Consider the following 22,901-nt stretch of genomic DNA (forward strand, 5'->3'; position numbering starts at 1 on the left):
GTACAAACCGCCTCTGGCGTTATGTTATGTAACATTATAGTGAAGGTGCGTGGGTTTGAAAAGGGATTTAACGAAAAAAAGGCATGTCTATGTCAGATTAGATAACATAGACATGCCTTTGATTAACATACTTTCCGATGAAAATAAAGTCGTAGACTGCCTCTTGTTATTGAGCTATCGTTCTCCGTTAGCGTTCTCAGCTTAGGGGACAAGGTCATCTAACCGTCTGGTAAACGAGGCCTATCGCTCCAGAATCAAATGTCTTGTTTTCGATAAGTTTAAGATTGATTTTCTCCTTGAGACCTTGGAATAACGGCAACCCGCTGCCGATCAGGACGGGAGAAACCGTAATTTTATACTCATCTATTAAATCAAGCTGCATAAGGTAGTGCGCGAACCTGGGACTGCCGAGGATGACTATATCCTTGCCTGGCTGCTGTTTGAGGTTCTTGATCTCTTCCTCGACATCTTCTTTCACCAGTCTGGAATTGTTCCATTCGACTTTCTCCAGCGTCGTGGAAAAAACGATTTTGGCTGTCTTTTCGATCCACTCAGCATGATTCCGTTCATGCTGCGAAGCCGATGGGTTCGAAGGCACAGATGGCCAGTAACTGTGCATCATCTGATAAGTCCCACGTCCCCAAATGACAGTGTCGGCAGTACTCAGAATTTCTTTCGCGTGTTTCTCCAAATCAGCATTGTAGGAAACCCAGCCAATGTCCATTTCACCGTTCGGCCCTTCTACAAAACCGTCAAGCGATGCGTGCAGAAATAGAACGAGTTTTCTCATGTTCGTTTCTCCTCCGTTAGCCCACGTTTCATCCTGCTGTTACGTTCATGATAAATCATTACGTTACGTAAGGTTCAAGTGGAAATCCGAATTTTTTGCTGACAACAATGTTGCGCAAAACTCCGTTAGTTGAGCGCCGCCGCTTGTGTCTAATACTTTATTTTTCAGTCTACAACTTTATTTTCACTGAACACATACAGCTATCCTCAACCATCATTCCGGGAGACTTCGCGTTTGTGATGTTTACGGCAAACCTGCGCCAATTCTCCTATTCGGTTTACCCAATCCAGCAACCGCAGATCCCGGTTGCCCGCGCCGATCACGGACAAGCCCAACGGCAAGCCGCCGGGGCCGTCCACCGGCAGCGTGATTTGCGGAAGGCCGGCAAGGCCGGCGATGCAGCATAGCGACATGGCGCCGCTGCGGTTCCGTTCCAGTTCGGCCGGGGTTCCGCCTGCCGGCGGAGCAGTCCCCGGCACGGTAGGAACGATCAGCGCGCCATCCTCTCCGAGCAGATCCTCCAATCGCCGGGTAACCGCCAGCAATAGCGCCTCCGCCTCGGAATGATCCTGCTCGGCGAACCGTTCCGCCAAAGCGAAGCGGGCGGCGATGTCCGGGGCAAACGACGGGGATTCCCTGCGAATCCAGTCCCCGTGCGTCTCCCAGATTTCGCTGCCCTGAAGCTCGCGAAACGCATCCATCCATGCTTTAAGCCCTTCCTTCGCCACCTCGATCTCCTCTGAACGGACTGCTCCCTCTTGCAGCCGGCGCAACGCCTTCGACCAACTTTCCGCGCATTCGGGGGCAGCCAGCGACCAGGCATCCTTGGCAATGTATAACTTGCGAATGCCGCCATCTGCGGCTCCCCGTTTGAGCAGCACTTCCCCGACCGCAAGCAGCAGCTCCGGACTCCGGGTCATCCAGCCGACCGTGTCGAAGCTCGGGGCGAGCGGGATGACGCCGCTCATCCGGACCGCTCCACGGCTGGGACGGATGCCATAGACGCCGCAGTACGATGCCGGCACGCGAACCGAACCGCCCGTATCCGTACCAAGGGCGAAATCGACGCTGCCCGATGATACCGCCACGGCCGAGCCGCTGGACGAACCTCCGGGAATCCTCCCCTTGCCCCAAGGGTTTACCGGGGTGCCAAAGTGGATGTTTTCGCCGCCGAGACTGTACATCAGTTCATCCGTATGGGCGGCCCCTTTCAGCGCCGCTCCCGCCAGAAGCAGGCGGCGGACCGCATCCGCATGGTCTTTGGCCGGCAGGTGACTGCGCAGCCAATCCGGATTGCCGGCCGACGAAGTATGCCCGCGGACGGCAAACACGTCCTTCACCGCAAACGTCTTACCGTCCAATGATCCGCCGGCGAGAGGAAGAACCTCCAAGGCCGGATCGATAAACGCGCCGTATTCGTTGTTCAAGCTCATTCGCGCATTCCTCCTTTGCGAAGCCCGCTCTGGGGCTCGTTTCCTCTTTCGGCCGTCACCAGCCGATCGCCGCCCCGTCGCAGCGCGGATCCGTACCGCCCAGCCGGTAACCGTGCTCGTCGATGGCGATCACGTGGGCATGGCCGGCCAAGCCGTCATAGTCCTCCGCCTTCCGGACTTGATGCCCGGCAGCGGCCAATGCCTCCAGCACGGCCGGGTCCACCCGTCCCTCCACCGTCAGCGCCTCCGTCGGCTCGCCCCAGGTTCTGCCCCATACGAAACGGGGTTGGTCCACCGCCTCCTGGGGATTCATCCCATAATGCAGCAGCCGGGTCAACAACAGCGTTTGCGTTTGCGGCTGGCCCTCGCCGCCCTGCGTGCCGTACAGGATCGCGGGTTTTCCGTTCCTGCAGGCCATGGCCGGCATCAGCGTATGAAACGTCCGCTTGCACGGGGCAAGCGCATTCACCGCCGAGGGGTCCAGCGAAAAAAAGGAGCCGCGATTTTGCAGCAGGACACCCGTGCCTCCCGGAGCCACGCCCGCGCCGAATTCGAAATACAAGCTTTGGATGAACGAAGCGGCGTTGCCCTCGGCATCCACGACCGCCGCATAAGCGGTATCCCGGCCGATCGGCTCGCTGACGGCGGATGCGGCCTTTTCCAGCGAGATCGATGCGGCTAACCGGGCCGCATAACCTTTGTCCAGCAGCGCCGCCAGCGGGATGTCGCTGAAATCCGGATCGGTCAGCACCAGGTCGCGGTCGCGAAAGCTCGCTTTGATCGCTTCCGCGATCAGATGGTAATACGCATAAGAACCGTGCGGGATGCCGGCAAACTCGTATTGATCCAAAATGTTCAGCGCCATTAATGCGGCGAAACCCTGCGAGTTAGGCGGAGCTTGATACACCGTATGCCCCCGGTATTCCGTGGTCACCGGCTCGCACCAGTTCCCGCGGTGCCCGGCGAAATCGGCGGGGGTCAGGTAACCACCGGACGAGGCCAACCCTCGGCATATTACCTCGGCGATGTCCCCGCAGTAAAAAGCGTCCCGGCCGCCGGACGCGAGCAGGGACAGCGAACGCGCCAAGTCTTTCTGCATGAACTTGGCCCCGGGCTGGGGCGCAATTCCATCCGGCCTATAGATGGCCGCCGCTTCCGGCGACAACGCGGTACCGGCCAGCTCGGTGTTGCGATGCTGATCCGAAGACAGCGGAAACCCTTCGTCCGCATAGTCGATCGCGGCCTCAAGCGCCGCCGCCAGCGTTAGCCGCCCGTATCGGCTCTGGACCGCGTCCCAACTGTCCGCCATGCCCGGCACCGTGATCGCGGCGCGTGCGCCCCGGCGCGGAATCGCGGACTCGCCGGCATACAGCTCGCGGTTCAGCGCCCGGCCGGACCGGCCGCTGCCGTTATAGGCGCGGACTCGCCCCTCTTCCTCGCTATAGCAAAGCCAAAACGCGTCGCCGCCAAGGCCGGTCATATGCGGGTAAACTACGGCTAACGCTGCACTAACCGCAACGGCTGCGTCAAAAGCGTTTCCGCCCTTTTCCAAAATTCTCGCTCCGGCCGCGGAAGCCAGGTAATGCGGGCTGACCACCATCGTTTTCGTGCCAATGACCGGTCGTTTGCTCATAAGCGCCCCCCTCCCGTGAATTAGTGCCATTTAACCGCATGCCTTCCCGCTCGTCAACCGGAGGCAGGCAAACCTCGGTTTGCCTACCGCAACATTTGTGTTCCTTGCACAAAGTTACGCCGCCAGAAGTCAAAACGCACTATAATTAAAGTGCGTGTTCAAAAAGTCGGCTTTTCAGCACCGGGGAGGTTGGATGAAGCTAGGGCCTGAGGAGCGGAGCGTACGTTTTGGGTACGTGAGCACCGGAAGGCCCGTCCTGAATTCAAGATTCGACGTCGAGACCACTTCCTGATTTGCTTCGAAATCAAAAGACGACTTTTTAAACAACCTCTTCAAGTGCATTCCATAGGTTTGGGACAAAAAGGGCAACTTAATCGAAAAAGGAGGGGACCGCTTGAAAAAAGGTCAAAAAGATTACATAGAGCTGGGTCTCTCCATGGCCAGAACGGGCGTCCTGGGTTATGGGGGCGGTCCTTCCGTCATCCCCCTGATCCGCCATGATGCCGTCAAACGTTATCAATGGCTCAGCGACGAGGAATTCGCCGAAATTCTTGCGCTCGCCAACGCGCTGCCCGGGCCGATCGCCACCAAGATGGCCGCCTATCTCGGGTACAAACGCAAAGGCGTGCGGGGGGCGGTGTTCGCGGTGGTCTCGCATATTTTGCCAAGCGTGCTGGCTATGATCCTGCTGTTATCGGCCGTCAATTTCCTGGCCGGCTCCCGCGTCGTCAAAGGAATGATCGCCGCCGTTTCGCCCGTAATCGCCGTGATGCTGGGCGTCATGGCTTACGAGTTCGCTAAAAAGGGAATCCACGGACTCGGCATGACGGCCGGCATCCTGTTTATGCTGCTGGCCTTGCTGCTGCTTGAAGTTCTGCATGTGCATCCCGCTCTGGTCATCGTGCTGTTTCTCGGTTATGGGACGGTGCATTACCGGGCGGCCGCCCGCCTGCGCGGCAAGCGGGAACGGAAAGGAGGCAGCCCGTAATGGATTGGCTTGATTTGATCATCGGCTTCTTCATTGCCAATTTGCTCGGATACGGCGGGGGGCCTTCGTCCATTCCCCTCATGTACGAGGAGATTGTACCGCATTACCATTGGCTCGGCGATGCGGAGTTTTCCAATATGCTGGCATTAGGCAATGCCCTCCCCGGGCCGATCGCCACCAAAATAGCGGCTTATGTCGGCTTTGGCGTCTACGGCTGGACCGGAGTACTGCTGGCGCTGCTGGCTACCGTCCTGCCCTCGGCCGCAGGTCTTATCCTTTTGCTTCGGCTGCTGGCCAAATATCGGCATTCCACCGTCGTCAAAGGCATGACCCTGATGGTCCAGCCCGTCATCGCCATCATGATGGTCACGCTGACCTGGCAGATGGCCAAGGAGCCGGCCGCCTCCATCGGCATTTGGCAAACGCTGGCGATCGCCGCCATCGCCTTCTGGGCCATGGAGCGGCGCAAGATTCATCCGGCCCTCGTCATCGTGGCGTCATTCGTCTACGGCGGGCTGGTGCTGCAGCATTTCGTATAACCAAGAGGTGCGGCAAACAGGCCGCAGGGACCATTCCCTGCGGCCTTGCCGTTTCTATCGGCTTTATTCCTATTGCGCGCGCACCTTGGCCGTCCCCGGCCTCCACTCGCCGATGAATTCAGGAATATCGTAATTGAAGTATCCGTCCAGAATTGCCGTCTTATCGTCCGTAAACAGCTGGTCGGCGATGCCGGCCACCAGCTTGGGAATCGCATTCCTCGTTCCCGAGATGGCCGAAGCCGACAGGCCGTTACTTGCCAGTGCCGAGTAGTTGAACACGAACAGCCCGTGCAGCAGCTTCCGTCCTTCCGGGTCGCGGGCGGTCACGGCAAAGCCCGGGCTTAAGTAAGGATGCCGGTCGAGCAGCGGGTTCCCCTCGCCCGCCGGAGGCTGATAACAATCGCTCCAACGCGCGATATGCCGGTCAAGCAGGCGCAACTCCGGACGCAGGGACGGCTCGCTAAGCAGGCCGGTGCTGACGATGACGAAGTCGAAGCCGAAGCGGCCCTTGGGTGTCGTAACGACCGCTTCACCGCCGTCCGCCTCCACGTTCAGCCAAGGCGAGCCGAGATGCAGCGCGAACCCCGGCCAAGCCGCAGCCCGCTCAAACGTGTCGTTCGTCGGGGGCTGGTTCGTTTGGAAAAAATGCGAAACCACCCGGTATTTCTCCGCATCGGTCAGGGCATGAAACCGCTCGATCATCCCCGAGACCTCCATTTGGCGAATCGGGTTGACGCTCGGCAGCTTCTCCCGACGAACGAATACATGCGCTTCTGCCGCCCCCCGGGACAAGGCATGGTTGGCGTTATCGAATGCGGAAGCGCCTCCGCCCAGAACGGCCAGCTTTTTGCCTTTCATAGCGGTAAAATCAATCGCTTCCGAGGTATGGGCATACAGGCTGCGGGGCAACCGCTCCGCGATCATCGGCGGCACATGCCATTCTCCCCCGCCCTGAATGCCGGTAGCCAGCACCACCTTGCGGGCCAGCAGCCTTTTTCCGGAAACGCCCGGACCGTCCAAATGAAGCCGGTGAAGGCCGTCTCCGGCCGGCTCAACAAGCGTCAGCTTCGTTTCGTTAACGACCGGCAACCCCAATACATTCCGGAACCATCGTAAATAGTTCATCCAATCTCTGCGCGGGATTTTGTCCAGCTCCTCCCAGCCTTTGGCGGCAAATTGCGCTTCCCACCAGGCGCGGAAGGTCAACGACGGGATCCCCAGGTCGATGGAGGTCAGCCATTTCGGGGTCCGCAGCGTCACCATGCGGGCGTACGTTTCCCATGGCCCCTCCAGACCCGCCGGATTTTCGTCGATGACGAGCATATTGGAGATCCGCTCGCGCAGCAGCCCGAAGGCCGCGCCTAATCCGCTTTGGCCGCCGCCGACGATCACGACGTCATAGATATGCCCCTCCGCGGACTTTCGCGGCAGCACCCAATCGGCTCCGCCGAAGTTCAGGTAAGACAGATCCCGTTTCACTTGGTCGTTCAAAGCTTCCAGACTCATGGCTTCCCCGCCTTCCATGCTCATGGCGCATCTATTTTAGTAGCTATTATAGCTTGTGAGGCGGGCCGCCGGAACGCGCGGAGCAAGTTTATGGTCGCGATGTCCAAAAAACGGCCGGTATTTTGTGCGCCGTACATTAAAGCCGTCAGGATCCCGCGAACGCAAAATCCCCTCCGGAGCTTGGAGCGTCTTGACGAAGTCGAAGACAGCATAGCCCGTAAGGGGACCCTGGTTACCCGAATTATTGCGCGATTTGATCGCGGATGTTTTGCAAGATTTTCTTCTCCAGCCGAGACACCTGAACTTGGGAGATTCCAAGCCGCGTGGCGACTTCGGACTGGGTCTGGTCCCGGTAATAGCGCAAGTATACGATCAAGCGCTCCCGGTCGGTCAATCCATCAATCGCTTCATGGAGCGCCAGCTTGTCGAACCAGCGTTCCTGGGATTCATCGGCGATCTGGTCCATCAGCGTAATCGGATCGCCGTCGTTTTCAAATACCGTTTCGTGAATGGAAGCCGGCGGTTTATTGGCCTCTTGGGCGAATACGACGTCCTCCGGCGTGACTCCGAGCTCTTCGGCCACTTCCTTCACCGTTGGCAGGCGGCCCAAGGTCTTGGATAATTCATCTTTCTTCTTCCGTACCTTATTGGCCATTTCTTTCAGCGAACGGCTGACTTTCAACGTCCCGTCGTCGCGCAAGAAACGTTGAATTTCCCCGATGATCATGGGCACCGCGTACGTCGAAAATTTGACGTCATAGCTGAGATCGAACTTGTCCACCGACTTGAGCAGGCCGATGCAGCCGATTTGAAACAAATCTTCGGGTTCATAGCCCCGATTCATAAACCGCTGCACGACAGACCAGACAAGCCGGATATTGCAGTTCACCAGCCGGTCTCTGGCAGCGTTGTCCCCGGATTGACTCAGGGCGATCAGCCTTTTCACTTCCGTGTCGTCCAAAAACTCTCTCGAGGTTTGCTTCACTTCGGCATCCATAGATCCAACCCCTAATTGTATAAAGCTTTCTTGGATACAATCCTTTTCTTCATCCGAATGTGGGTGCCTCCGTCCAATTCGCTCGTCACGTCAAATTCGTCCATAAAATTTTCCATAATCGTAAACCCCATGCCCGAGCGCTCCAGTTCGGGTTTCGAAGTATAAAGCGGCTGTTTCGCCAGCTCCACATCCTCGATACCGCGGCCTTGATCCTCGATGATCAACGTGACCGTATCGCCCTCGATCGCGGCAGAAATGGACACGACCCCTTCCGGGTTTCCGTCATACCCGTGAATGATCGAATTCGTGACCGCCTCGGACACCACCGTCTTCAAATCGGTGATTTCGTCCATCGTCGGATCCAACTGGGAGACGAAAGCGGCAACCGTGACCCGGGCAAACGATTCGTTCTCGGATTTCGCGGCAAACTTCAGCGACATAAAATTGCTGGCTTGATTTGCGTTGGTACTCACAGGGCCACCTCCAAATCGGTCAATGCCAGGTCTTCGTTATCGAAGATCGGCATGATTTTGAAGAGTCCCGACATTTCGAATAGCCGATAAACCGGGGGGTTCACGTCGCAAATGACCATCTTCCCGCCTTTTTGCTTGATCAGCTTATATCTTCCGAGAATGACGCCGATTCCGGAGCTATCCATAAACTGCAGCGTTTTGAGGCTTAATACGAGATTGCGGCAGTTCCCGCGGGCGATCTCTTCGTCCATACGCATCCGGACATCGTCCGCCGTATGATGATCCAATTCCCCGCTCAAGCGCACGATTAACGTCTCGCGGTGTTTCTCCATTTCCACTTGCAAATTCACGTCTGTTCACTCTCCTCCCTGACATGAACACAACAATTCTACGATCCTAGGCCCGATTCCTGCCGACTGACAAAACTAGAAGAAAAGCCCTATGAATCTACAAAAAACAAGTGTGCGGCCGTTCGCTTGAACAACGTCCACCAGCCGGCTTTATCGATATCCGCCGGAGCGGTCAGATCGAATTCGGTCAACACGAGGCCGTCTTGATATACGACCAGTTTGCCAACGGTTTGGCCCGCTTTGATCGGCGCGGCCAGTTTTTCGGGTGCGATCAGCTTGTGGGTAATGCTGTCCGGCTTCGCTCCTTTTTTCACCAGCACGTTCAACGGTTTGGTTGCCGCCAGCTCCAGCTGCGCGCTCATCCCTTTTTGCACCTTAACCTTGCCGATCGCTTCCCCCGCTTGATAAATCGGCAACAGCGCATATTGCGAGAACGCGTAATCGAACATGCCCGACACTTCGCTGTTGCGCGTCTTCGTATTCGGTTCGCCGAGCACGACGGCAATCAAGCGCATCCCGTCCCGTTTCGCGGTTGCCGCCAGACAAAACTTCGCTTCCGACGTGTAGCCCGTTTTGAGCCCGTCCGCGCCGCTGTAGAATCGGACCAGCTTATTCGTATTCACCAGCCAGAACGGTTTCTCGGAACCTTGGCGCAAGTAATCCTGGTAAGCCCCGGTATATTTCGTCACCGCCTCATGCTTGAGCAGTTCCCTGCTCATGACGGCGATGTCATAGGCGGAGCTGTAGTGATTGGCTACGGGCAATCCGTTGCAGTTGGCAAAATGCGTATCCTTCATGCCCAGTTGCTCCGCCCGCTCGTTCATCATTTTCACGAACGCTTTCTCCGACCCGGCGATTTTCTCCGCCAACGCGACGGAGGCATCGTTCCCCGAAGCCATCGCTACGCCCTTCAGCAATTCGTCCACCGTCATCGTTTCGCCCGGCTCCAGGAAGATTTGGGACCCCCCCATGGACGCGGCGTATTCGCTGGCGGCGACCTTATCGGTCAGCTTCAGCGTCCCGTTGTCGATGGCTTCCATCGTGAGCAGCATCGTCATGATTTTCGTGATGCTGGCCGGGGGGAGCTGCTCATGGCTTTTTTTCTCGTAAATGACCGTCCCCGTATCGGCATCAAGCAGGACGGCGGAAAGCGCGTTCTCCGCCAGAACGATTTCGTCATCCCCTTCATGAGGTCCGCCGTGCTCCGCGCTAACGTAGGTCGGCCAGACCGAAACCGCCAGAACGAGGGCGGCAAACCAGATCAACACCCGTCTTTTCAAGATTAGTCCTCCTTTAGACAAAAGTCTGGATTCTGCTAACCTAGTATCGGCATGAAAGTGGGATATTATTCCTGCGCAAAAGAAAAAACGCCTTTCGGCGTTTCGTTTGTTCGAGGGCTAATCAGCTATTTTCGCTATGCTGGTACGTTTGGATTCGCTGTTCTCCAGGTGGCCGAAGGGGCAAACCACGGAATAAGGGAATTTTATGGCCTTATTTGGGCGATTTTGCGAGTTTGGTCGAAAATAGAGGACATTTGTACCCTTATTTCGGGGCCGAAGCCGGAAACAGGCCGTTTTTCCGTACTTCGTCCGACAATAAGGCCAAAAAGTACCGCTAATTACGCGTTTATCCCGAATTCAGCGAAAATAAGGCCTTTTTGTACCGCTATTCATGCGGTCCGTCCCCGGCGCGGCTTCCGGCGAAACCTAAAATCGCTTGACGCCATCCGGCGTCACGAGCGCAAAGACCAGCGGCCGTCTAGGTACTTTCGCCCCGGAAATTCCATAGGCGCCAAGCACTCGCCGCTCGGCTTCGGCCCGGCCGGCTTCGTGGCTGCGGTTCAGGTGCAGCACGGCCAACGTCTCGCCGGTTTCTACCGGGTCGCCGATTTTTTTCCGCAGCTCCACGCCGGCCGCCAGGTCGATGACGGAATCCTTCGTTTCCCGGCCGGCTCCCAGCATCATGGCCGCGATGCCGATTTCCTCGGCTTGGATCGAATCGACATACCCGCCGCTCTCCGCCTTAACCTCCACTTTCAGTTCGGCCGTCGGCAGCAGCTCGGGATGGTCGATCTGCTCCGTATCGCCGCCTTGAGCCGCTACCATCTGCTTCAGCTTGTCCAGCGCTTCGCCGCTGTCCATCTGCGCCATGAGGATCGCGTTGGCCTCTTCCTCCGTAGCGGCTTTGCCGCCCAGGATCAGCATATGCGAAGCCAGGATCAGGCACACCTCTTCCAGGTCCGCCGGGCCTTCGCCCCGCAGCGTCGCCACGGCTTCCTTGATCTCGAGGGCGTTGCCGATCGCATGGCCAAGCGGCTGGTCCATGTCGCTGATCACGGCGACCGTACGGCGCCCGACCTGGGCACCGATGTCAACCATCGCCTTGGCCAGGCGGATCGAATCCTCCAGCGTTTTCATGAACGCGCCGCTGCCCGTCTTGACGTCCAGGACGATCGCATCGGCCCCGGCGGCGATCTTCTTGCTCATCACGCTGCTAGCGATCAGCGGGATCGAATCCACCGTGGCGGTGACGTCCCGCAGCGCGTACAGCTTCTTGTCGGCCGGCGTCATGTTGCCGCTTTGGCCGACAACGGCCAGCCCGATCTCGTTGACCTGGCGGAAAAACTGCTCCTTTCCGAGCTCCACGGAGAATCCGGCGATCGCTTCCAGCTTGTCGATCGTCCCGCCGGTATGGCCCAGCCCCCGGCCCGACATTTTCGCCACCGGCACCCCGGCAGCCGCGACCAGCGGTCCCAGTACGATGGTCGTCTTGTCGCCGACCCCGCCGGTGGAATGCTTGTCGACCTTGGTGCCGCGGATCGAGCCGAGGTTAATCGTATCCCCGGAGCCGGCCATGGCCATCGTCAAATCCGCCGTTTCCCTGGCGGACATCCCTTGGTAATAAACGGCCATCGCCCAAGCCGACATTTGATAATCGGGAATCTGCCCTTCGCTGTACCCTTTCACCAAAAAAGCGATCTCTTCGCTCGTGAGCTCCTGGCCGTCCCTTTTTTTACGGATTAGATCTACCGCTCTCATCGATCTTTACCTCCGTTCCCTATGCTTATTCTATAAGAGGTTGTTCAACTTGCACTATATTTCCGGAATGATGGACAGGACGAGGCTCAGGAACTTCTCGCGCACGCGCTCGGTGGTTTCCATCACCTCTTGGTGGGACAACGGCTGGTCCAAAATTCCCGAAGCCATGTTGCTGATGCAGGAAATCCCCAGCACCTCCAGGCCGGCGTGTCTGGCCACGATGACTTCGGATACGGTGGACATGCCGACCGCGTCCGCTCCCAGCGTCCGCAGCATGCGGATTTCCGCCGGCGTCTCGTAGGTCGGGCCGAGCAATCCGGCATAAACGCCCTCCTGCAGCGGCACGCCTTTTTCCTTGGCCAGGTTCCGGGCGATATCGCGCAGCCTGCGGCTGTAAGCCTGGGACATATCCGGGAAACGCGCGCCCAGCTCTTCGTCGTTAGGGCCGATCAACGGATTTTTTCCGGTCAAATTGAGATGGTCGCTAATCAGCATCAAATCGCCCGGCGAATAAGCGGTATTCACTCCGCCCGCCGCATTGGTCACGAGCAGCGTCGTCACGCCGAGCTCCTTCATTACGCGCACCGGAAACGCGGTCAGCTCCGGCCCGTAACCTTCGTACATGTGGAAACGGCCCTTCATCAGCACGACCGGCGTTCCCTGCACCGTACCGATCAGCAGCTCGCCAGCATGCCCTTCCACCGTCGATTGCGGAAAAAAGGGAATGTCATGATAGGCAATGCTGACCGGCTGCTCCAGATGGTCGGCCAGAACGCCAAGCCCCGAGCCCAGAATCAAGCCAACCTTCGGCGTAAGCGCCGACCGGGAGCGGATAAATTCCGCCGCCTCCCGTATCATGCCAATCGTTAACATTGTCGTCATTTCGAAATCCTCCCGTATGTGAAAACTCTAAACCGCCTTATAAAGTAACGGCTCCTAGATCAACTCGCGCAAAAAGCTTTTGCCGTGCTCGGTGGCATGCACGCCGAAATTGTCGGCAATCGTCGCCGCTAAATCGGCATAGGTGCCTCTGATTCCCAGGCTGCCCGGCTTTGTCAAGCTCGGCCCGTAAATGAGCAGCGGAACGTACTCACGCGTATGGTCCGTCCCGGCGTGAACCGGATCGTTGCCATGATCGGCGGTAATGACCAGCAGGTCGTTGTCGCCGACGTTCTCCAGCAAGGCCGGCAGAGCCGCGTCGAATTCCTCGAGGGCACGGGCATAGCCTTGCGGATCGCGCCGATGTCCGTACAGGGAATCGAAGTCGACCAGGTTCGTGAACAGCAAGCCGCTGAAATCCTGTCCGATGCGCCGCAGCGTTTCCTCGATCCCGTGCTGGTTGCTCTTCGTCGGATACGAAGCGGTAATGCCCTCGCCCGAGAAAATATCGCCGATCTTCCCGACGGCAACGACTTCCTTGCCGGCGTTTTTCAGCGCGTTCAGCACGGTCGGCTCCGGCGGCTTGACCGCATAGTCGTGCCGGTTCGGCGTGCGTTGGAAATGACCCGGCTGACCGACGAACGGACGGGCGATAACGCGTCCCACGGAATGCTCCGGCTCCAGCGTCAGCCGGCGGGCAATTTCGCAGGCCCGGTACAGTTCCGGCAGCGGGATAACCTCTTCGTGCGCGGCGATTTGGAAGACGCTGTCCGCCGACGTGTACACGATCCAGGCACCGGTCTTCATGTGTTCTTCCCCGAGCTCCACCAAAATTTCCGTCCCGGAAGCCGGCTTGTTGCCGATGATTTTGCGCCCCGTCTCCTGTTCGAACCGGGCGACCAGGTCACGGGGAAATCCGTTGGGGTACGTCTGGAAGGGAGTCTCGATCTTCAAGCCCATCAGCTCCCAGTGGCCGGTCATCGTATCTTTGCCCGAGGAAATCTCCGCCATTTTGCCAAAGTATCCGGTCGGCGACGATGCCGGGCTCAGGTTCGGTAAATCCGCAATGTTCCCCAACCCTAATTGTTGCATGTGAGGCAGCTTTGTTCCGGGAACGGTTTGTAAAATATGACCCAGCGTATGCGAGCCCTCATCGCCGAATTTCTTCGCGTCCGGCAGCTCCCCGATCCCCACGCTGTCGAGGACGATTACGGTAATTTTTCTGAAACGATTTCCGTTTTGCATCTTCTATCACTCCTTTAATCTTTGCAGCTTTAGTAATCCCTTGCGTGCGGGAATCCATTCCGCCCTGCGTTAGACGGATTCCCCAGGGTTCCCCCGAGGCTCGTCCGGCCTGCGCCCCGCCCGCGGATGAAACGTGTCGTATACCGATTTCAGAGTGGGACCGGAACGGGGCAGGTACATCTGCATCGTCGCGGCGTCAGCGTGACCGAGCAACTCCTGCACCGACCTGACGTCCGCCCCTCGCTCCAGTAAATGAACGGCGAAGGAATGGCGCAGCGTATGCGGCGTAATATCCATGGAAATCCCCGCCGACTGCCCGTATTTCTTGACCAGCTTCCAGAAGCCCTGGCGACTGATGCGTTCGCCTCTGCGGTTCGGAAACAAGGCGGGGTTGTCCTCCGACGGCATGAAGTGCGGCCGGCCTTCCCGCATGTACCGCTCCAGCCACTCCGCCGTCACGCTACCGAACGGAATGATCCGCTCCTTCCCGCTCTCCCCGGAGCATCGCAGAAAGCGCAGCGCCGTATCGGCGTCGCCGACGTTCAGGGCGATCAGCTCGGAGACGCGGATTCCCGTGGCATACAGCAGTTCCAGCATCGCCTTGTCGCGCAGGCCAAGCAGGGTTTCGGAATCCGGCGCGTCCAGCAGGCGCTCCGTTTCCTCCACGCTTAGCGTTTGCGGCGGTTTTTTGTCGGCTCTCGGCAGCTCGAGCATGACGAAAGGGTCCTGATCGATCAGGCGCTCCCGCAGCAAATATTGAAAAAAAGCGCGCAGCGTCACGGAGACGCGCATGATCGTCGCAGGGGCTTTGCCCTGCTCTTTCAGGGACGCGAAATAGAGCAGGATCCCCGCCCGGGTCACCTCGCGAAAATGGCCAGTGTTCCGATCACGCAAATAAGTTATGTATTGCTTCAAGTCCCTTGCGTACGATTCTTGGCTAGCCCGGCTCAAACTCCGTTGCCCGGCCAGAAATGAAATAAAAGAGGCCGCATCCTGTTCCATGCACTGCGCCTCCCTTCTCTGTGCTGAAAAGCCGACTTTTTGAACATATACTTATAGATCAACTTATTTAATTATTTCCACGCTCCGGCTCATTTCCCTGCTCATTCCCCGTACCAAAAAAATAACTTCAGCCGGTCCGCCATCGTCTCCATTTCGCCGCTTCCCGGGATGTCGGCGTGAAAGACTTTAACCGCAGAGCCTTCCGGCACCCGGTATTTATCCTCCCGGAACACGTATTCGTCCAGCATCCCTAACGCTCTGTACAGAGTATAAGCGAGCGCGACGAACAGGACCAAATATTTGCCGGATCGCAACCATTTGCGAAGCGAAATCACCATAAAGCCACCCTCTTTTCCAGAACTTGCGGTACCCCGTCCCAGCCAACGCTTGGACATCTCTATGTATTCAGTATATAAAGAGGGGCGCGCGAGTATGCGGAAGTCAGGAAAATAGCCGCGGCGTTCCGGCGTCCGGCCCGCTTACCGGAACGTAAAAAGCCCCTTACGGCATGAGGCCGTAGGGAGCTCTGCTTGAATGCTTATTTCTTATTATTGCCATTCCCCGACGGATCGTTGTTGTTCTTATCTTTGCAGCGGTAACAAATCCCCTGAAAATCCAAACGGTGATCCAGCACCGTAAAGTTGAACTCTTTCTCCAGACGCTCCTCCAACGGGCCAAGCCAATCCTCGCGGATCTCATCCATCGCCCCGCATTGGACGCAAATCAAATGATGGTGATGATGTTTCGTCGTATCGGTTCGCAGGTCATATCGGGCCACCCCGTCGCCGAAGTTGATTTTCTCCACGACATGCAGCTCACTCAGCAATTCCAATGTTCGATAAACGGTGGCCAGACCGATTTCCGGCGCCTTATCCTTGACGAGCATGAAAACATCTTCCGCACTGAGATGATCGTCTTCGTTTTCGAGCAATACACGTACCGTGGCTTCCCGCTGGGGCGTCAATTTGTAACCGTGGGATTGTAACTGCTGTTTGATTTTTTCGATCTTCGCTTCCATGTTCTCCCTCCCCCAGCCATCGCCGCACTTCCAAAAAAGTTCAATGACCACTTCTTTCATTATAGGGGGAGTGAATCAACAAAGTCAAACATTTTGCTAGAACGCGTCTGCTAAAACGATATCCCGTTACTTCTTAAAAACAAGAAGAGCCCTCATCAATAATCATTAGAAACCCCCCCCTCAATCGCAGGCGAAAAAATGCGGCACCTTTTCCGTATTTTTCGGAAAGGTGCCGCATTTATTGATAATGTAATGCTCTGTTTCTTATATTGCCATAAAGGACTATTTAGATATAAAGAACTAAAATTGTCTGGCGCTAACATTCAAATTATATTGATCCCCAGTTTTGTTATACACATATACTTCCCAATCACCGCTCAGACCACTTGCAACTTGTTCAACAAAAGTTTGTGTTCTTTGTCCTCCAGCAGCAATAGCAATATCAGATACAAATTCAGTTCCATTGCGCTTGATTGTAAGATAAACGGTTACGTTGCTATTATTTTTAACCCATACATTCAAGTTCTTCCCATTGCCTGGATCAGTAGAGAATTCTCCGGTGTACGCAGTATTTCCCGTATGAGTGACATTGTTTATAAGCAATGCATCAAGTGGATAAAATAGTGCTTCATCGTATCCTTTCACTACAACGTTAGATTGTTCGGCTACTTGAGTTGCTGGAGTTGTTGTCTTTTGGTTTGGAACATATGACGAAGCAGGAGCTGCCGATGCGACAGAGAAGAGAGATAACAGTGTAGCTGCGATTACAGCTACGGTAACTTTTGTTCTCTTCATAAATTAAAATTCCTCCCGTCCTCCCATATTTATTTTATTATTCTATGTAATAATTCATACTGCTTCTTCAATATACATCATTTTCCTTTTTTTGTACAGTGCCCCAATTCAATATAACCATACCTGCTAAACCACCTTCTCCTATCGTTATAAATAGTAAATTAAGTAACTCGATAATAAATATTGCTTCAGGTGTTTTTTTGCAATAGCCTGGACTACGCACACTTCGGAAACATCCTGAACGATGACAATTTGCCGTAAATGTGATTTTTTCGTGATTTCAAGCCTTTTACAACTCTCAAAAAAGCGAGTAATTCCAATGCATAAACGCCATTTCACGAAATTATCGGAGTAACCCACCCCATCATCACCGGGGTCACCCACGTTTCGAACGAGGAGACGGCCAATAACACCGCGGCCATCGCAAGCGTCAGCCCCGTATACGAAAGGAAAGGCCGGGAGGCATGCCCCTTACGGGTTTGCAGGACGCGGGAACGGATGATGCTTAGCGAAAATCCGACCGCCGCGACGCTGGCGATCAGCAAGGCGGGAATCACGATCAAATTATGCGGCGCGACGGAGACAAGGGCAAACAGCAGCCCCTTCCACGTATACTGACCGACCAGGCAGCCAACCGTAAAGCCGATCAGCACCCCTTTTAAAAAATCGAGGATCAGAATGCCCGGCAGCCCGATCACGGACAAGCCAAGCAGCCAAATCAAACCAAGCCATTTCAAATGCAAAGCCGCGACTTCCCAAAACGTCATCGGCATGAATTCCGTTCCGCCTTCATTGATCGAGAGAAAAAAATCGCCGAAATACCGCGATAAATCCTGCTGTTGCTCCAAGGTCAACGCATTGACCATCAGCGCCCCAAACACGACGCCCATCAGAAACAGCACGGAAACGAACACGTACAGCGGCGTTTGGTCTTTGAGTGCGTGGCGAATCGGTTGCAGCATTTGAGAGCCCCCTTGCTCGTTCGTTTTAGAGGTAGTTCAAAAAGTCATCTTTTGATCACGATGCAGGTCAACAAGCGGATTCGGCGTCGAATCTTGAATTCAGCTGGGCCTTCCGTTGCTCACGTAGACTCATCTACGCTCCGCTACTCACCCCCTAGCTTCATCCAACCTTCTCGGTGCTCCAAACCTTACTTTTTGAACCTTCATTGAAACGGTAGTTCAAAAAGTCATCTTTTGATCACGATGCAGGTCAACAAGCGGATTCGGCGTCGAATCTTGAATTCAGCCGGGCCTTCCGTTGCTCACGTAGACTCATCTACGCTCCGCTACTCACCCCCTAGCTTCATCCAACCTTCTCGGTGCTCCAAACCTTACTTTTTGAACCTTCATTGAAACGGTAGTTCAAAAAAAGATTAGTTCCTACCCTAAAATATGAACAAGCCTTCTCCCCTATGCGTATTTCCAGGCCGTATATCAAGATTTCTTCACTTTGCCGTAAATGCCGCCGCCCCCGGCGTCCAGCTCCAGCTTGCCGCTTCGGGCCGCGACGATCCGCTCCGCGAGCTCGGCACCCGCTGCCTCGGCCAGCTTGTCCTCCGCCACGCGATGCAGAATGTTCATCTCCGTGCCGAAGGCCTGCAGGAGGAGCTCCAGCTTGGCCGGGCCCAGCCCTGGTATAAATTCGAGGGGCACTTGATAGTGATAGGGCGGGCGATGGGCCGGAACCTCCGGCTTCGTGCGGTCCGCGATCGAGCGGATGCGATCGAGCACGCCGCGCACCAATTTGGGACTGCCGCAATACGGGCAGCGTTCCACCGCAGCTTCCGCCTCGTCGATGATATAATTGCAGCCGCTGCAGTAAGTTCGATGGTACTTGCCAAGCCGCGGGTTCAGACCATAATTCCCGGCCACGCGGCGACCTTCTTCGCCTCGCAGCGCTTTGGCGAATTCGCGGTAGCTCGCTTCTTTCAGCCGCAGCTCATTATATTCCCGGCCGATTTTACCCAGCGAGTGGGCATCCGAGTTGGTCAAAATCGTATACGGATCCAATTCGCTGATCAGGCCGGCCATTTCGCTGTCCGCGCTAAGCCCCAGCTCCACGGCGCTGATCAGCGCCAGATCCAGCACGTCGGCCATGCGCGGCGCGCAGCTGCCGTAAATACTGCGGTGCGGCGTAAAGATATGCGCGGGGATCACCATCCCTCCCCGGGCATACACCTCCTCCTGCAGCGTCCGCGCCGGGGCGTACACCCGCTGCGAGCTTAGGCTTACGTTCTTCATCCTTTTCTCCAGCCAGCCGGTAAAACCGCGGATCGCCTCAAAAGTGGGGAAGAAGGCCAGCAAATGCGCCGGCCCCATCCCCGGCTCGCGAATCTCCAACTCGCTGCCGAGCAGGAGCGTCGTCCCTTCGTAAGCGATTCCTCCGTCCGGGAGCTCATGCATGTCGCCCTGCTCCAGGCAATTGGCAATGTCCTCCTGTACGCCGGGGGAGTGGCAGTCGATAATCCCGACGAGCCCGATCCCTTTGCGTTCCGCCGCTTCTTTGGCGATCCGAGCGAAGGTCAAGTCGCGGCTGCCGCTGATTTTCACCGGCGCTCCCCGCCCGGTCCGCCCGATATGAATGTGCAAATCCGCATAAACCGTCGTCATTTGTTCATTTCGTTGCTTTACGGAGTCGTTCATTCCTTTAAATCCGCTGTCCCTTGGGCAAGCCGCTGCTGCCAGATATAAACCGCTAAAATCGTCTTGGCATCCGCAATCCGTCCTTCGGCGATATGGGCGAGCGCTTCCTCCGGCGTGGCCTCGTGCACCTCGATGAATTCGTCCTCGTCCAACGCCATTTCGCCGGCCGTTAGCTGCTCGGCCAAATAAAGATGAATGACTTCATCCGCAAACCCGGGCGAGGTATAAAACGAATGAAGATGCGTCAGTTTTCCGCAGCGATAACCGGTCTCCTCCTGAAGCTCCCGCCCTGCCGCCTCCTGCGGATCTTCCCCCTTCTCCAGCTTACCGGCCGGAATCTCCAGTTCTCGGCGGCCCATCGCTTGACGATACTGATCTACAAGCAGCAAACGCCCCTCATGCACCGCCAGCACAGCGACGGCCCCGGGGTGCTTGACGATTTCCCGCGTAGCGGTCGTGCCGTCGGGAAGCTCCACGGTATCGATCTGCAGGGAGATCACCTTCCCCGTAAAGATCGGCTCCGTCGATACGGTTGTTTCTGTAAGTTTATCGGCTGCTGCCATTATGAATTCCTCCTCAGTATAAAAACGAATGGATATTCGAACATAACTTGTCCACGCGAGACATATGGTGTTATTATACCAAACCTGTCCGAGAAAGGAGCCGCGAAAATGAAAAGCTATTTCGCGCCGAGTTGCGTTCGCGCCCAAGGGAAAGCCTGGCAAATACGCATTTTGCTGTCCCAATGGATCAAGGAAGCCGGCTCCCATGCCAAAATCGCCGAGTTCATCGAGTCACGCCGTTCCGAACTTCCGGCAGCGGAATCACGCATTTTGTCCCGCTGAAAAAACGCGAAGTTATTCAGCCACGTCGATTCCGGTTAATAAAGGAAGGGGGTGAATTATGCGTAGTCCGACTGGACAACCTCAAAATATGGCCAAAATCGTAGAAATGATCCAAAGCGCAATTTCATCAGGGCGGCTGGACGTCGCAGAACGGCTGGCGGGACAAAATGACCTTTATTTGCTCAGCGAACTGGTGCAATCCTTATATAAAGAAGGATATGTCGACCAGGCTAAAGAGAAGCTGATGCAGCTGGATTCTGTCCTGCTTGAAAAACCCCTTCCCCCGTTTTTGGAGCTTGGCATGATTTGGGCGGAAATATGCTATGATGAAGAACGTTACGCGGAAGCCGCCCCTATTTTTGAGGCGATAGCCGAGCAAACCCCCGATTTGGCCTTAGCCCGTTTCGGTGCCGCCTCCTGTTACTTGCAGCAGACGATCGCCAATCTCCAGCGAAGAATCCAGATTTATCATCCGGCCAAAGCGGAGCAGGACAAAATCGGCAAGTACTTGGATGATTTCCATCAGGCCTTGAACATTATTCAAGCCTCGGGATGGCACACCCAATGGACGAAGGAACAAGTCCGGCATTTGCCGGCTCGAACGGCATCCTTGCTGCATTAATGACCACTTAAAAACCCGAGGCATTCATGGCCTCGGGTTTCCTGCATGTTGCGTCCCTTATCGGGATACGGATTGCCGGACGATCTCAAGCGCAAATTGTGCGGTTTTGATGATGTCGTCTTTTTTGATTCTTTCTTCGGTCGTGTGGATATCCTCATACCCGATCGCCAAATTGACGGTAGGAATGCCCAAGCTGTTAAAGATGTTGGCATCGCTGCCGCCGCCGGTCGTAAACGTGGTGCCCGTAAGTCCCAACGCGGCCGCCGCTTTTTGGGCAATATGCAGGACGGGTTCCTCCTCCGGAATAAGGAATGCCCGGTACAACACTTCGCTGCGGAACTCCCCTGTGGCGCCAAAATCGCGGCAGGCCGATACCACGGCTTCCTTCATCGCCTGCAGTTGGGCGTCCACCTTGGTTGGGGACATGCTGCGCGCTTCGCCGAACAAGGTGACGTGGTCCGGTACGATATTGGTCGCTCCCCCGCCTTCGAATCTGCCGATGTTAGCCGTCGTCTCATGATCGATGCGTCCCAGCTTCATACGGGCCAGCGCTTTGCCGGCCACCTGGATCGCGCTGATGCCGTCTTCGGGATTGACTCCGGCATGGGCCGCTTTGCCGAAAATTTCGATTTCGACGCGCGCCTGCGTAGGAGCGCCCACGCAAATCGTTCCGACCTGCCCGCCCGTATCGATCGCATAACCGAATTTGGCGTCCACGTATTTGGTTTCCAGTGCCCTTGCCCCGCGCAAACTGGATTCTTCGCCGACTGAAATGACAAACTGAATTTGTCCGTGCGGAATCTGCTGCTCCTGCAGCGTTTGAATCAACTCCAGCAGCACCGCTACCCCGGCCTTGTCATCGGCGCCGAGAATCGTCGTGCCGTCGCTGCGGATCCATCCGTCCTCGCCAACCACCGGCTTAATGCCTTTGCCCGGCGAGACGGTATCCATGTGACAGGTGAATAGAAACGGCTCGGCCGCTCTATCTGCGGTAGCCTTCAACGTAGCGATCAGATTGCCGGCGCCGTGCCCCGTCTCCGCCTGGGAACCATCCTCGACAACGTCGAGTCCCAGCTCGGCAAACTTACTTTTTAATACATCGGCAATCCGGCGCTCCTGTTTCGTTTCGCTGTCGACCTGCACCAGTTCCAAAAATTGTCCGATGACCCTTTCCTCGTTAATCATTGGACTTTCCTCGCTTTCTTCGTTACGATAATAGAAGTGAAAAATAATACGTTTATGTCAAAGGAGTTCCCGTTATGCAAAAAAAATGGATGAGAATCGTCGTATATCTGATGTTGTTCGCCATGGTGGCTTCAACGCTGCTCGCTTTCCTGGAGCCGTTGTTCATTCGTTGAGCTCAAACGCCGGAGCCTCCGGCGTTTCCAAAGCTCCCGCCCGTCCAAATACCTCGTTAAACAAAGGAACGATGTCCCGCGCAACCTGCTCCACCGTAAACGTCTGTCCGGCAGCATCCTCCAGGGAGGTTACCCCATACTCTTGAATCCCGCAGGGGATAATGCCGCGGAAGCCTTGCTCCTGAATGCCGGACTTTACGTTAAAGGCAAAACCGTGGCTCGTAATAAAGCCCTTCGCGTGCCGGCACTTATTAAACTTCACGCCGATGGCGCAAATTTTGACGTCCCCGACCCAAACGCCGGTATATTCCGGTTTTCTTGTGCCTTCGATCCCGAAACGGGCCAAGTAGTTGATGATCACCTGCTCCAGCTGCCGCAGGTATCCGTGCAAATCCAAGCCTTGCCCGGCACCTAATCTAAGCAACGGGTACCCGACCAACTGGCCGGGACCATGATAGGTAATATCTCCGCCGCGGTCGATTTCAAACACTGAAATTCCCTGCTCTTGAAGCTGCTCCGGGCTGAGCAGCAGATGCTCGGGGTGACGCTGGGAACCTATCGTATAAGTCGGCGGATGCTGAAGCAGCAGCAGGTGCTCCTGCTGCTGCTCCGCGTCGATCGCTTTGACTAGCTGTTTTTGCAATTCCCAGGCAACCCCGTATTCCATCATCGGATAATAACGGACTTTCAAGCTGTTGTTCATCGCTTTTCTCGCCTCTCCTTTGCATGTCCGGAAATCGGCTAT

At 56.1% G+C, this 22,901-nt stretch carries 25 protein-coding genes; 5 read left to right on the top strand and 20 right to left on the bottom strand.

Annotation, left to right across the window (positions count from 1 at the left end; translation table 11 throughout):
• Positions 1 to 214 precede the first annotated feature (214 nt).
• From ACQ4N8_RS02425 to ggt, 3 genes are all read right to left on the bottom strand, one after another.
• Positions 215 to 790 (bottom strand): dihydrofolate reductase family protein, encoded by a 576-nt coding sequence (locus tag ACQ4N8_RS02425; protein WP_430702721.1) that lies wholly within the window; start codon positions 788 to 790, stop codon positions 215 to 217.
• Between the two features lie 206 nt (positions 791 to 996).
• Positions 997 to 2,223, bottom strand: coding sequence for an amidase (locus tag ACQ4N8_RS02430; protein WP_430702722.1), 1,227 nt, complete (start codon positions 2,221 to 2,223; stop codon positions 997 to 999).
• Between the two features lie 55 nt (positions 2,224 to 2,278).
• Complete coding sequence (gene ggt / locus ACQ4N8_RS02435) at positions 2,279 to 3,856, bottom strand: gamma-glutamyltransferase (protein ID WP_430702723.1); 1,578 nt, start codon at positions 3,854 to 3,856, stop codon at positions 2,279 to 2,281.
• Positions 3,857 to 4,250: 394 nt separating this feature from the next.
• Between ggt and ACQ4N8_RS02440 the strand changes: the two genes are divergently transcribed.
• Both ACQ4N8_RS02440 and ACQ4N8_RS02445 read left to right on the top strand, forming a co-directional pair.
• Positions 4,251 to 4,844 carry a chromate transporter gene (locus ACQ4N8_RS02440; protein WP_430702724.1) on the top strand — a complete coding sequence of 198 codons (594 nt, stop codon included), beginning with the start codon at positions 4,251 to 4,253 and terminating at the stop codon, positions 4,842 to 4,844.
• Positions 4,844 to 5,383, top strand: coding sequence for a chromate transporter (locus ACQ4N8_RS02445; RefSeq protein WP_430702725.1), 540 nt, complete (start codon positions 4,844 to 4,846; stop codon positions 5,381 to 5,383). The genes ACQ4N8_RS02440 and ACQ4N8_RS02445 overlap by 1 nt, the downstream gene beginning before the upstream one ends.
• Positions 5,384 to 5,452: 69 nt before the next feature.
• Here ACQ4N8_RS02445 and ACQ4N8_RS02450 read toward each other — a convergent pair whose 3' ends face one another.
• The 15 genes from ACQ4N8_RS02450 to ACQ4N8_RS02520 all read right to left on the bottom strand — a co-directional run bounded on the left by ACQ4N8_RS02450 (position 5,453) and on the right by ACQ4N8_RS02520 (position 19,894).
• Complete coding sequence (locus ACQ4N8_RS02450) at positions 5,453 to 6,889, bottom strand: NAD(P)-binding domain-containing protein (protein ID WP_430702726.1); 1,437 nt, start codon at positions 6,887 to 6,889, stop codon at positions 5,453 to 5,455.
• A 241-nt stretch (positions 6,890 to 7,130) separates the two neighbouring features.
• Positions 7,131 to 7,886 (bottom strand): RNA polymerase sporulation sigma factor SigF, encoded by a 756-nt coding sequence (gene sigF, locus ACQ4N8_RS02455; RefSeq protein ID WP_430702727.1) that lies wholly within the window; start codon positions 7,884 to 7,886, stop codon positions 7,131 to 7,133.
• 11 nt (positions 7,887 to 7,897) lie between these two features.
• Positions 7,898 to 8,326 carry an anti-sigma F factor gene (gene spoIIAB, locus ACQ4N8_RS02460; protein ID WP_430702913.1) on the bottom strand — a complete coding sequence of 143 codons (429 nt, stop codon included), beginning with the start codon at positions 8,324 to 8,326 and terminating at the stop codon, positions 7,898 to 7,900.
• Positions 8,327 to 8,355: 29 nt separating this feature from the next.
• Positions 8,356 to 8,709 carry an anti-sigma F factor antagonist gene (gene spoIIAA / locus ACQ4N8_RS02465; protein WP_430702728.1) on the bottom strand — a complete coding sequence of 118 codons (354 nt, stop codon included), beginning with the start codon at positions 8,707 to 8,709 and terminating at the stop codon, positions 8,356 to 8,358.
• 89 nt (positions 8,710 to 8,798) lie between these two features.
• Entirely contained in the window at positions 8,799 to 9,989 is a 1,191-nt protein-coding gene (locus ACQ4N8_RS02470) for a D-alanyl-D-alanine carboxypeptidase family protein (protein ID WP_430702729.1), read from the bottom strand.
• Positions 9,990 to 10,415: 426 nt separating this feature from the next.
• Positions 10,416 to 11,747 (bottom strand): pyrimidine-nucleoside phosphorylase, encoded by a 1,332-nt coding sequence (locus tag ACQ4N8_RS02475; RefSeq protein WP_430702730.1) that lies wholly within the window; start codon positions 11,745 to 11,747, stop codon positions 10,416 to 10,418.
• A gap of 54 nt (positions 11,748 to 11,801) precedes the next feature.
• Complete coding sequence (locus tag ACQ4N8_RS02480; RefSeq protein ID WP_430702731.1) at positions 11,802 to 12,629, bottom strand: purine-nucleoside phosphorylase; 828 nt, start codon at positions 12,627 to 12,629, stop codon at positions 11,802 to 11,804.
• Between the two features lie 54 nt (positions 12,630 to 12,683).
• Positions 12,684 to 13,871, bottom strand: coding sequence for a phosphopentomutase (locus ACQ4N8_RS02485; protein ID WP_430702732.1), 1,188 nt, complete (start codon positions 13,869 to 13,871; stop codon positions 12,684 to 12,686).
• 69 nt (positions 13,872 to 13,940) lie between these two features.
• On the bottom strand, positions 13,941 to 14,873 hold the full coding sequence (xerD, locus tag ACQ4N8_RS02490) for a site-specific tyrosine recombinase XerD (RefSeq protein WP_430702733.1): 933 nt from the start codon (positions 14,871 to 14,873) through the stop codon (positions 13,941 to 13,943).
• A 101-nt stretch (positions 14,874 to 14,974) separates the two neighbouring features.
• A complete protein-coding gene (locus ACQ4N8_RS02495) occupies positions 14,975 to 15,211 on the bottom strand; it encodes a DUF4227 family protein (RefSeq protein WP_430702734.1) in 237 nt (78 codons plus the stop codon).
• Positions 15,212 to 15,411: 200 nt separating this feature from the next.
• Positions 15,412 to 15,891, bottom strand: coding sequence for a Fur family transcriptional regulator (locus ACQ4N8_RS02500; RefSeq protein WP_430702735.1), 480 nt, complete (start codon positions 15,889 to 15,891; stop codon positions 15,412 to 15,414).
• A gap of 300 nt (positions 15,892 to 16,191) precedes the next feature.
• A complete protein-coding gene (locus ACQ4N8_RS02505; RefSeq protein WP_430702736.1) occupies positions 16,192 to 16,686 on the bottom strand; it encodes a hypothetical protein in 495 nt (164 codons plus the stop codon).
• A gap of 335 nt (positions 16,687 to 17,021) precedes the next feature.
• On the bottom strand, positions 17,022 to 17,648 hold the full coding sequence (gene spoIIM, locus ACQ4N8_RS02510; RefSeq protein WP_430702737.1) for a stage II sporulation protein M: 627 nt from the start codon (positions 17,646 to 17,648) through the stop codon (positions 17,022 to 17,024).
• A gap of 474 nt (positions 17,649 to 18,122) precedes the next feature.
• Positions 18,123 to 19,331 (bottom strand): endonuclease Q family protein, encoded by a 1,209-nt coding sequence (locus ACQ4N8_RS02515; protein WP_430702738.1) that lies wholly within the window; start codon positions 19,329 to 19,331, stop codon positions 18,123 to 18,125.
• Entirely contained in the window at positions 19,328 to 19,894 is a 567-nt protein-coding gene (locus ACQ4N8_RS02520) for an NUDIX hydrolase (protein ID WP_430702739.1), read from the bottom strand. Before ACQ4N8_RS02520 ends, ACQ4N8_RS02515 begins: the two co-directional genes overlap by 4 nt.
• A gap of 108 nt (positions 19,895 to 20,002) precedes the next feature.
• Between ACQ4N8_RS02520 and ACQ4N8_RS02525 the strand changes: the two genes are divergently transcribed.
• Both ACQ4N8_RS02525 and ACQ4N8_RS02530 read left to right on the top strand, forming a co-directional pair.
• The gene (locus ACQ4N8_RS02525; RefSeq protein WP_430702740.1) at positions 20,003 to 20,176 is read left to right on the top strand and encodes a Z-ring formation inhibitor MciZ; all 174 of its coding nucleotides are present in this window, start codon (positions 20,003 to 20,005) and stop codon (positions 20,174 to 20,176) included.
• Between the two features lie 58 nt (positions 20,177 to 20,234).
• The gene (locus tag ACQ4N8_RS02530; protein WP_430702741.1) at positions 20,235 to 20,798 is read left to right on the top strand and encodes a tetratricopeptide repeat protein; all 564 of its coding nucleotides are present in this window, start codon (positions 20,235 to 20,237) and stop codon (positions 20,796 to 20,798) included.
• 57 nt (positions 20,799 to 20,855) lie between these two features.
• Here ACQ4N8_RS02530 and ACQ4N8_RS02535 read toward each other — a convergent pair whose 3' ends face one another.
• Positions 20,856 to 21,983, bottom strand: a complete 1,128-nt coding sequence (locus ACQ4N8_RS02535; RefSeq protein ID WP_430702742.1) for a M20/M25/M40 family metallo-hydrolase — start codon at positions 21,981 to 21,983, stop codon at positions 20,856 to 20,858.
• 74 nt (positions 21,984 to 22,057) lie between these two features.
• Between ACQ4N8_RS02535 and prli42 the strand changes: the two genes are divergently transcribed.
• Complete coding sequence (gene prli42, locus ACQ4N8_RS02540; RefSeq protein ID WP_430702743.1) at positions 22,058 to 22,156, top strand: stressosome-associated protein Prli42; 99 nt, start codon at positions 22,058 to 22,060, stop codon at positions 22,154 to 22,156.
• Here the strand turns inward: prli42 and lipB are convergent.
• A complete protein-coding gene (gene lipB, locus ACQ4N8_RS02545) occupies positions 22,146 to 22,859 on the bottom strand; it encodes a lipoyl(octanoyl) transferase LipB (RefSeq protein WP_430702744.1) in 714 nt (237 codons plus the stop codon). The genes prli42 and lipB overlap by 11 nt on opposite strands.
• Between the last annotated feature and the right edge of the window lie 42 nt (positions 22,860 to 22,901).

Origin of the sequence: Paenibacillus macerans (genome assembly GCF_050565405.1) — a bacterium.
Lineage (GTDB): Bacteria > Bacillota > Bacilli > Paenibacillales > Paenibacillaceae > Fontibacillus > Fontibacillus macerans_B.

Coding starts and splice junctions, on each gene's coding strand:
- ACQ4N8_RS02480 (WP_430702731.1), bottom strand. CDS start 12,629: ATGACGACAATGTTAACGATTGGCATGATACGGGAGGCGGCGGAATTT.
- ACQ4N8_RS02520 (WP_430702739.1), bottom strand. CDS start 19,894: ATGGCAGCAGCCGATAAACTTACAGAAACAACCGTATCGACGGAGCCG.
- ACQ4N8_RS02485 (WP_430702732.1), bottom strand. CDS start 13,871: ATGCAAAACGGAAATCGTTTCAGAAAAATTACCGTAATCGTCCTCGAC.
- ACQ4N8_RS02445 (WP_430702725.1), top strand. CDS start 4,844: ATGGATTGGCTTGATTTGATCATCGGCTTCTTCATTGCCAATTTGCTC.
- lipB (WP_430702744.1), bottom strand. CDS start 22,859: ATGAACAACAGCTTGAAAGTCCGTTATTATCCGATGATGGAATACGGG.
- ACQ4N8_RS02525 (WP_430702740.1), top strand. CDS start 20,003: ATGAAAAGCTATTTCGCGCCGAGTTGCGTTCGCGCCCAAGGGAAAGCC.
- ggt (WP_430702723.1), bottom strand. CDS start 3,856: ATGAGCAAACGACCGGTCATTGGCACGAAAACGATGGTGGTCAGCCCG.
- xerD (WP_430702733.1), bottom strand. CDS start 14,873: ATGGAACAGGATGCGGCCTCTTTTATTTCATTTCTGGCCGGGCAACGG.
- ACQ4N8_RS02500 (WP_430702735.1), bottom strand. CDS start 15,891: ATGGAAGCGAAGATCGAAAAAATCAAACAGCAGTTACAATCCCACGGT.
- ACQ4N8_RS02535 (WP_430702742.1), bottom strand. CDS start 21,983: ATGATTAACGAGGAAAGGGTCATCGGACAATTTTTGGAACTGGTGCAG.
- spoIIAB (WP_430702913.1), bottom strand. CDS start 8,326: ATGTCGCTGAAGTTTGCCGCGAAATCCGAGAACGAATCGTTTGCCCGG.
- sigF (WP_430702727.1), bottom strand. CDS start 7,886: ATGGATGCCGAAGTGAAGCAAACCTCGAGAGAGTTTTTGGACGACACG.
- ACQ4N8_RS02495 (WP_430702734.1), bottom strand. CDS start 15,211: ATGGTGATTTCGCTTCGCAAATGGTTGCGATCCGGCAAATATTTGGTC.
- prli42 (WP_430702743.1), top strand. CDS start 22,058: ATGCAAAAAAAATGGATGAGAATCGTCGTATATCTGATGTTGTTCGCC.
- ACQ4N8_RS02530 (WP_430702741.1), top strand. CDS start 20,235: ATGCGTAGTCCGACTGGACAACCTCAAAATATGGCCAAAATCGTAGAA.
- ACQ4N8_RS02450 (WP_430702726.1), bottom strand. CDS start 6,889: ATGAGTCTGGAAGCTTTGAACGACCAAGTGAAACGGGATCTGTCTTAC.
- ACQ4N8_RS02475 (WP_430702730.1), bottom strand. CDS start 11,747: ATGAGAGCGGTAGATCTAATCCGTAAAAAAAGGGACGGCCAGGAGCTC.
- ACQ4N8_RS02515 (WP_430702738.1), bottom strand. CDS start 19,331: ATGAACGACTCCGTAAAGCAACGAAATGAACAAATGACGACGGTTTAT.
- spoIIM (WP_430702737.1), bottom strand. CDS start 17,648: ATGCTGCAACCGATTCGCCACGCACTCAAAGACCAAACGCCGCTGTAC.
- ACQ4N8_RS02505 (WP_430702736.1), bottom strand. CDS start 16,686: ATGAAGAGAACAAAAGTTACCGTAGCTGTAATCGCAGCTACACTGTTA.
- ACQ4N8_RS02430 (WP_430702722.1), bottom strand. CDS start 2,223: ATGAGCTTGAACAACGAATACGGCGCGTTTATCGATCCGGCCTTGGAG.
- ACQ4N8_RS02425 (WP_430702721.1), bottom strand. CDS start 790: ATGAGAAAACTCGTTCTATTTCTGCACGCATCGCTTGACGGTTTTGTA.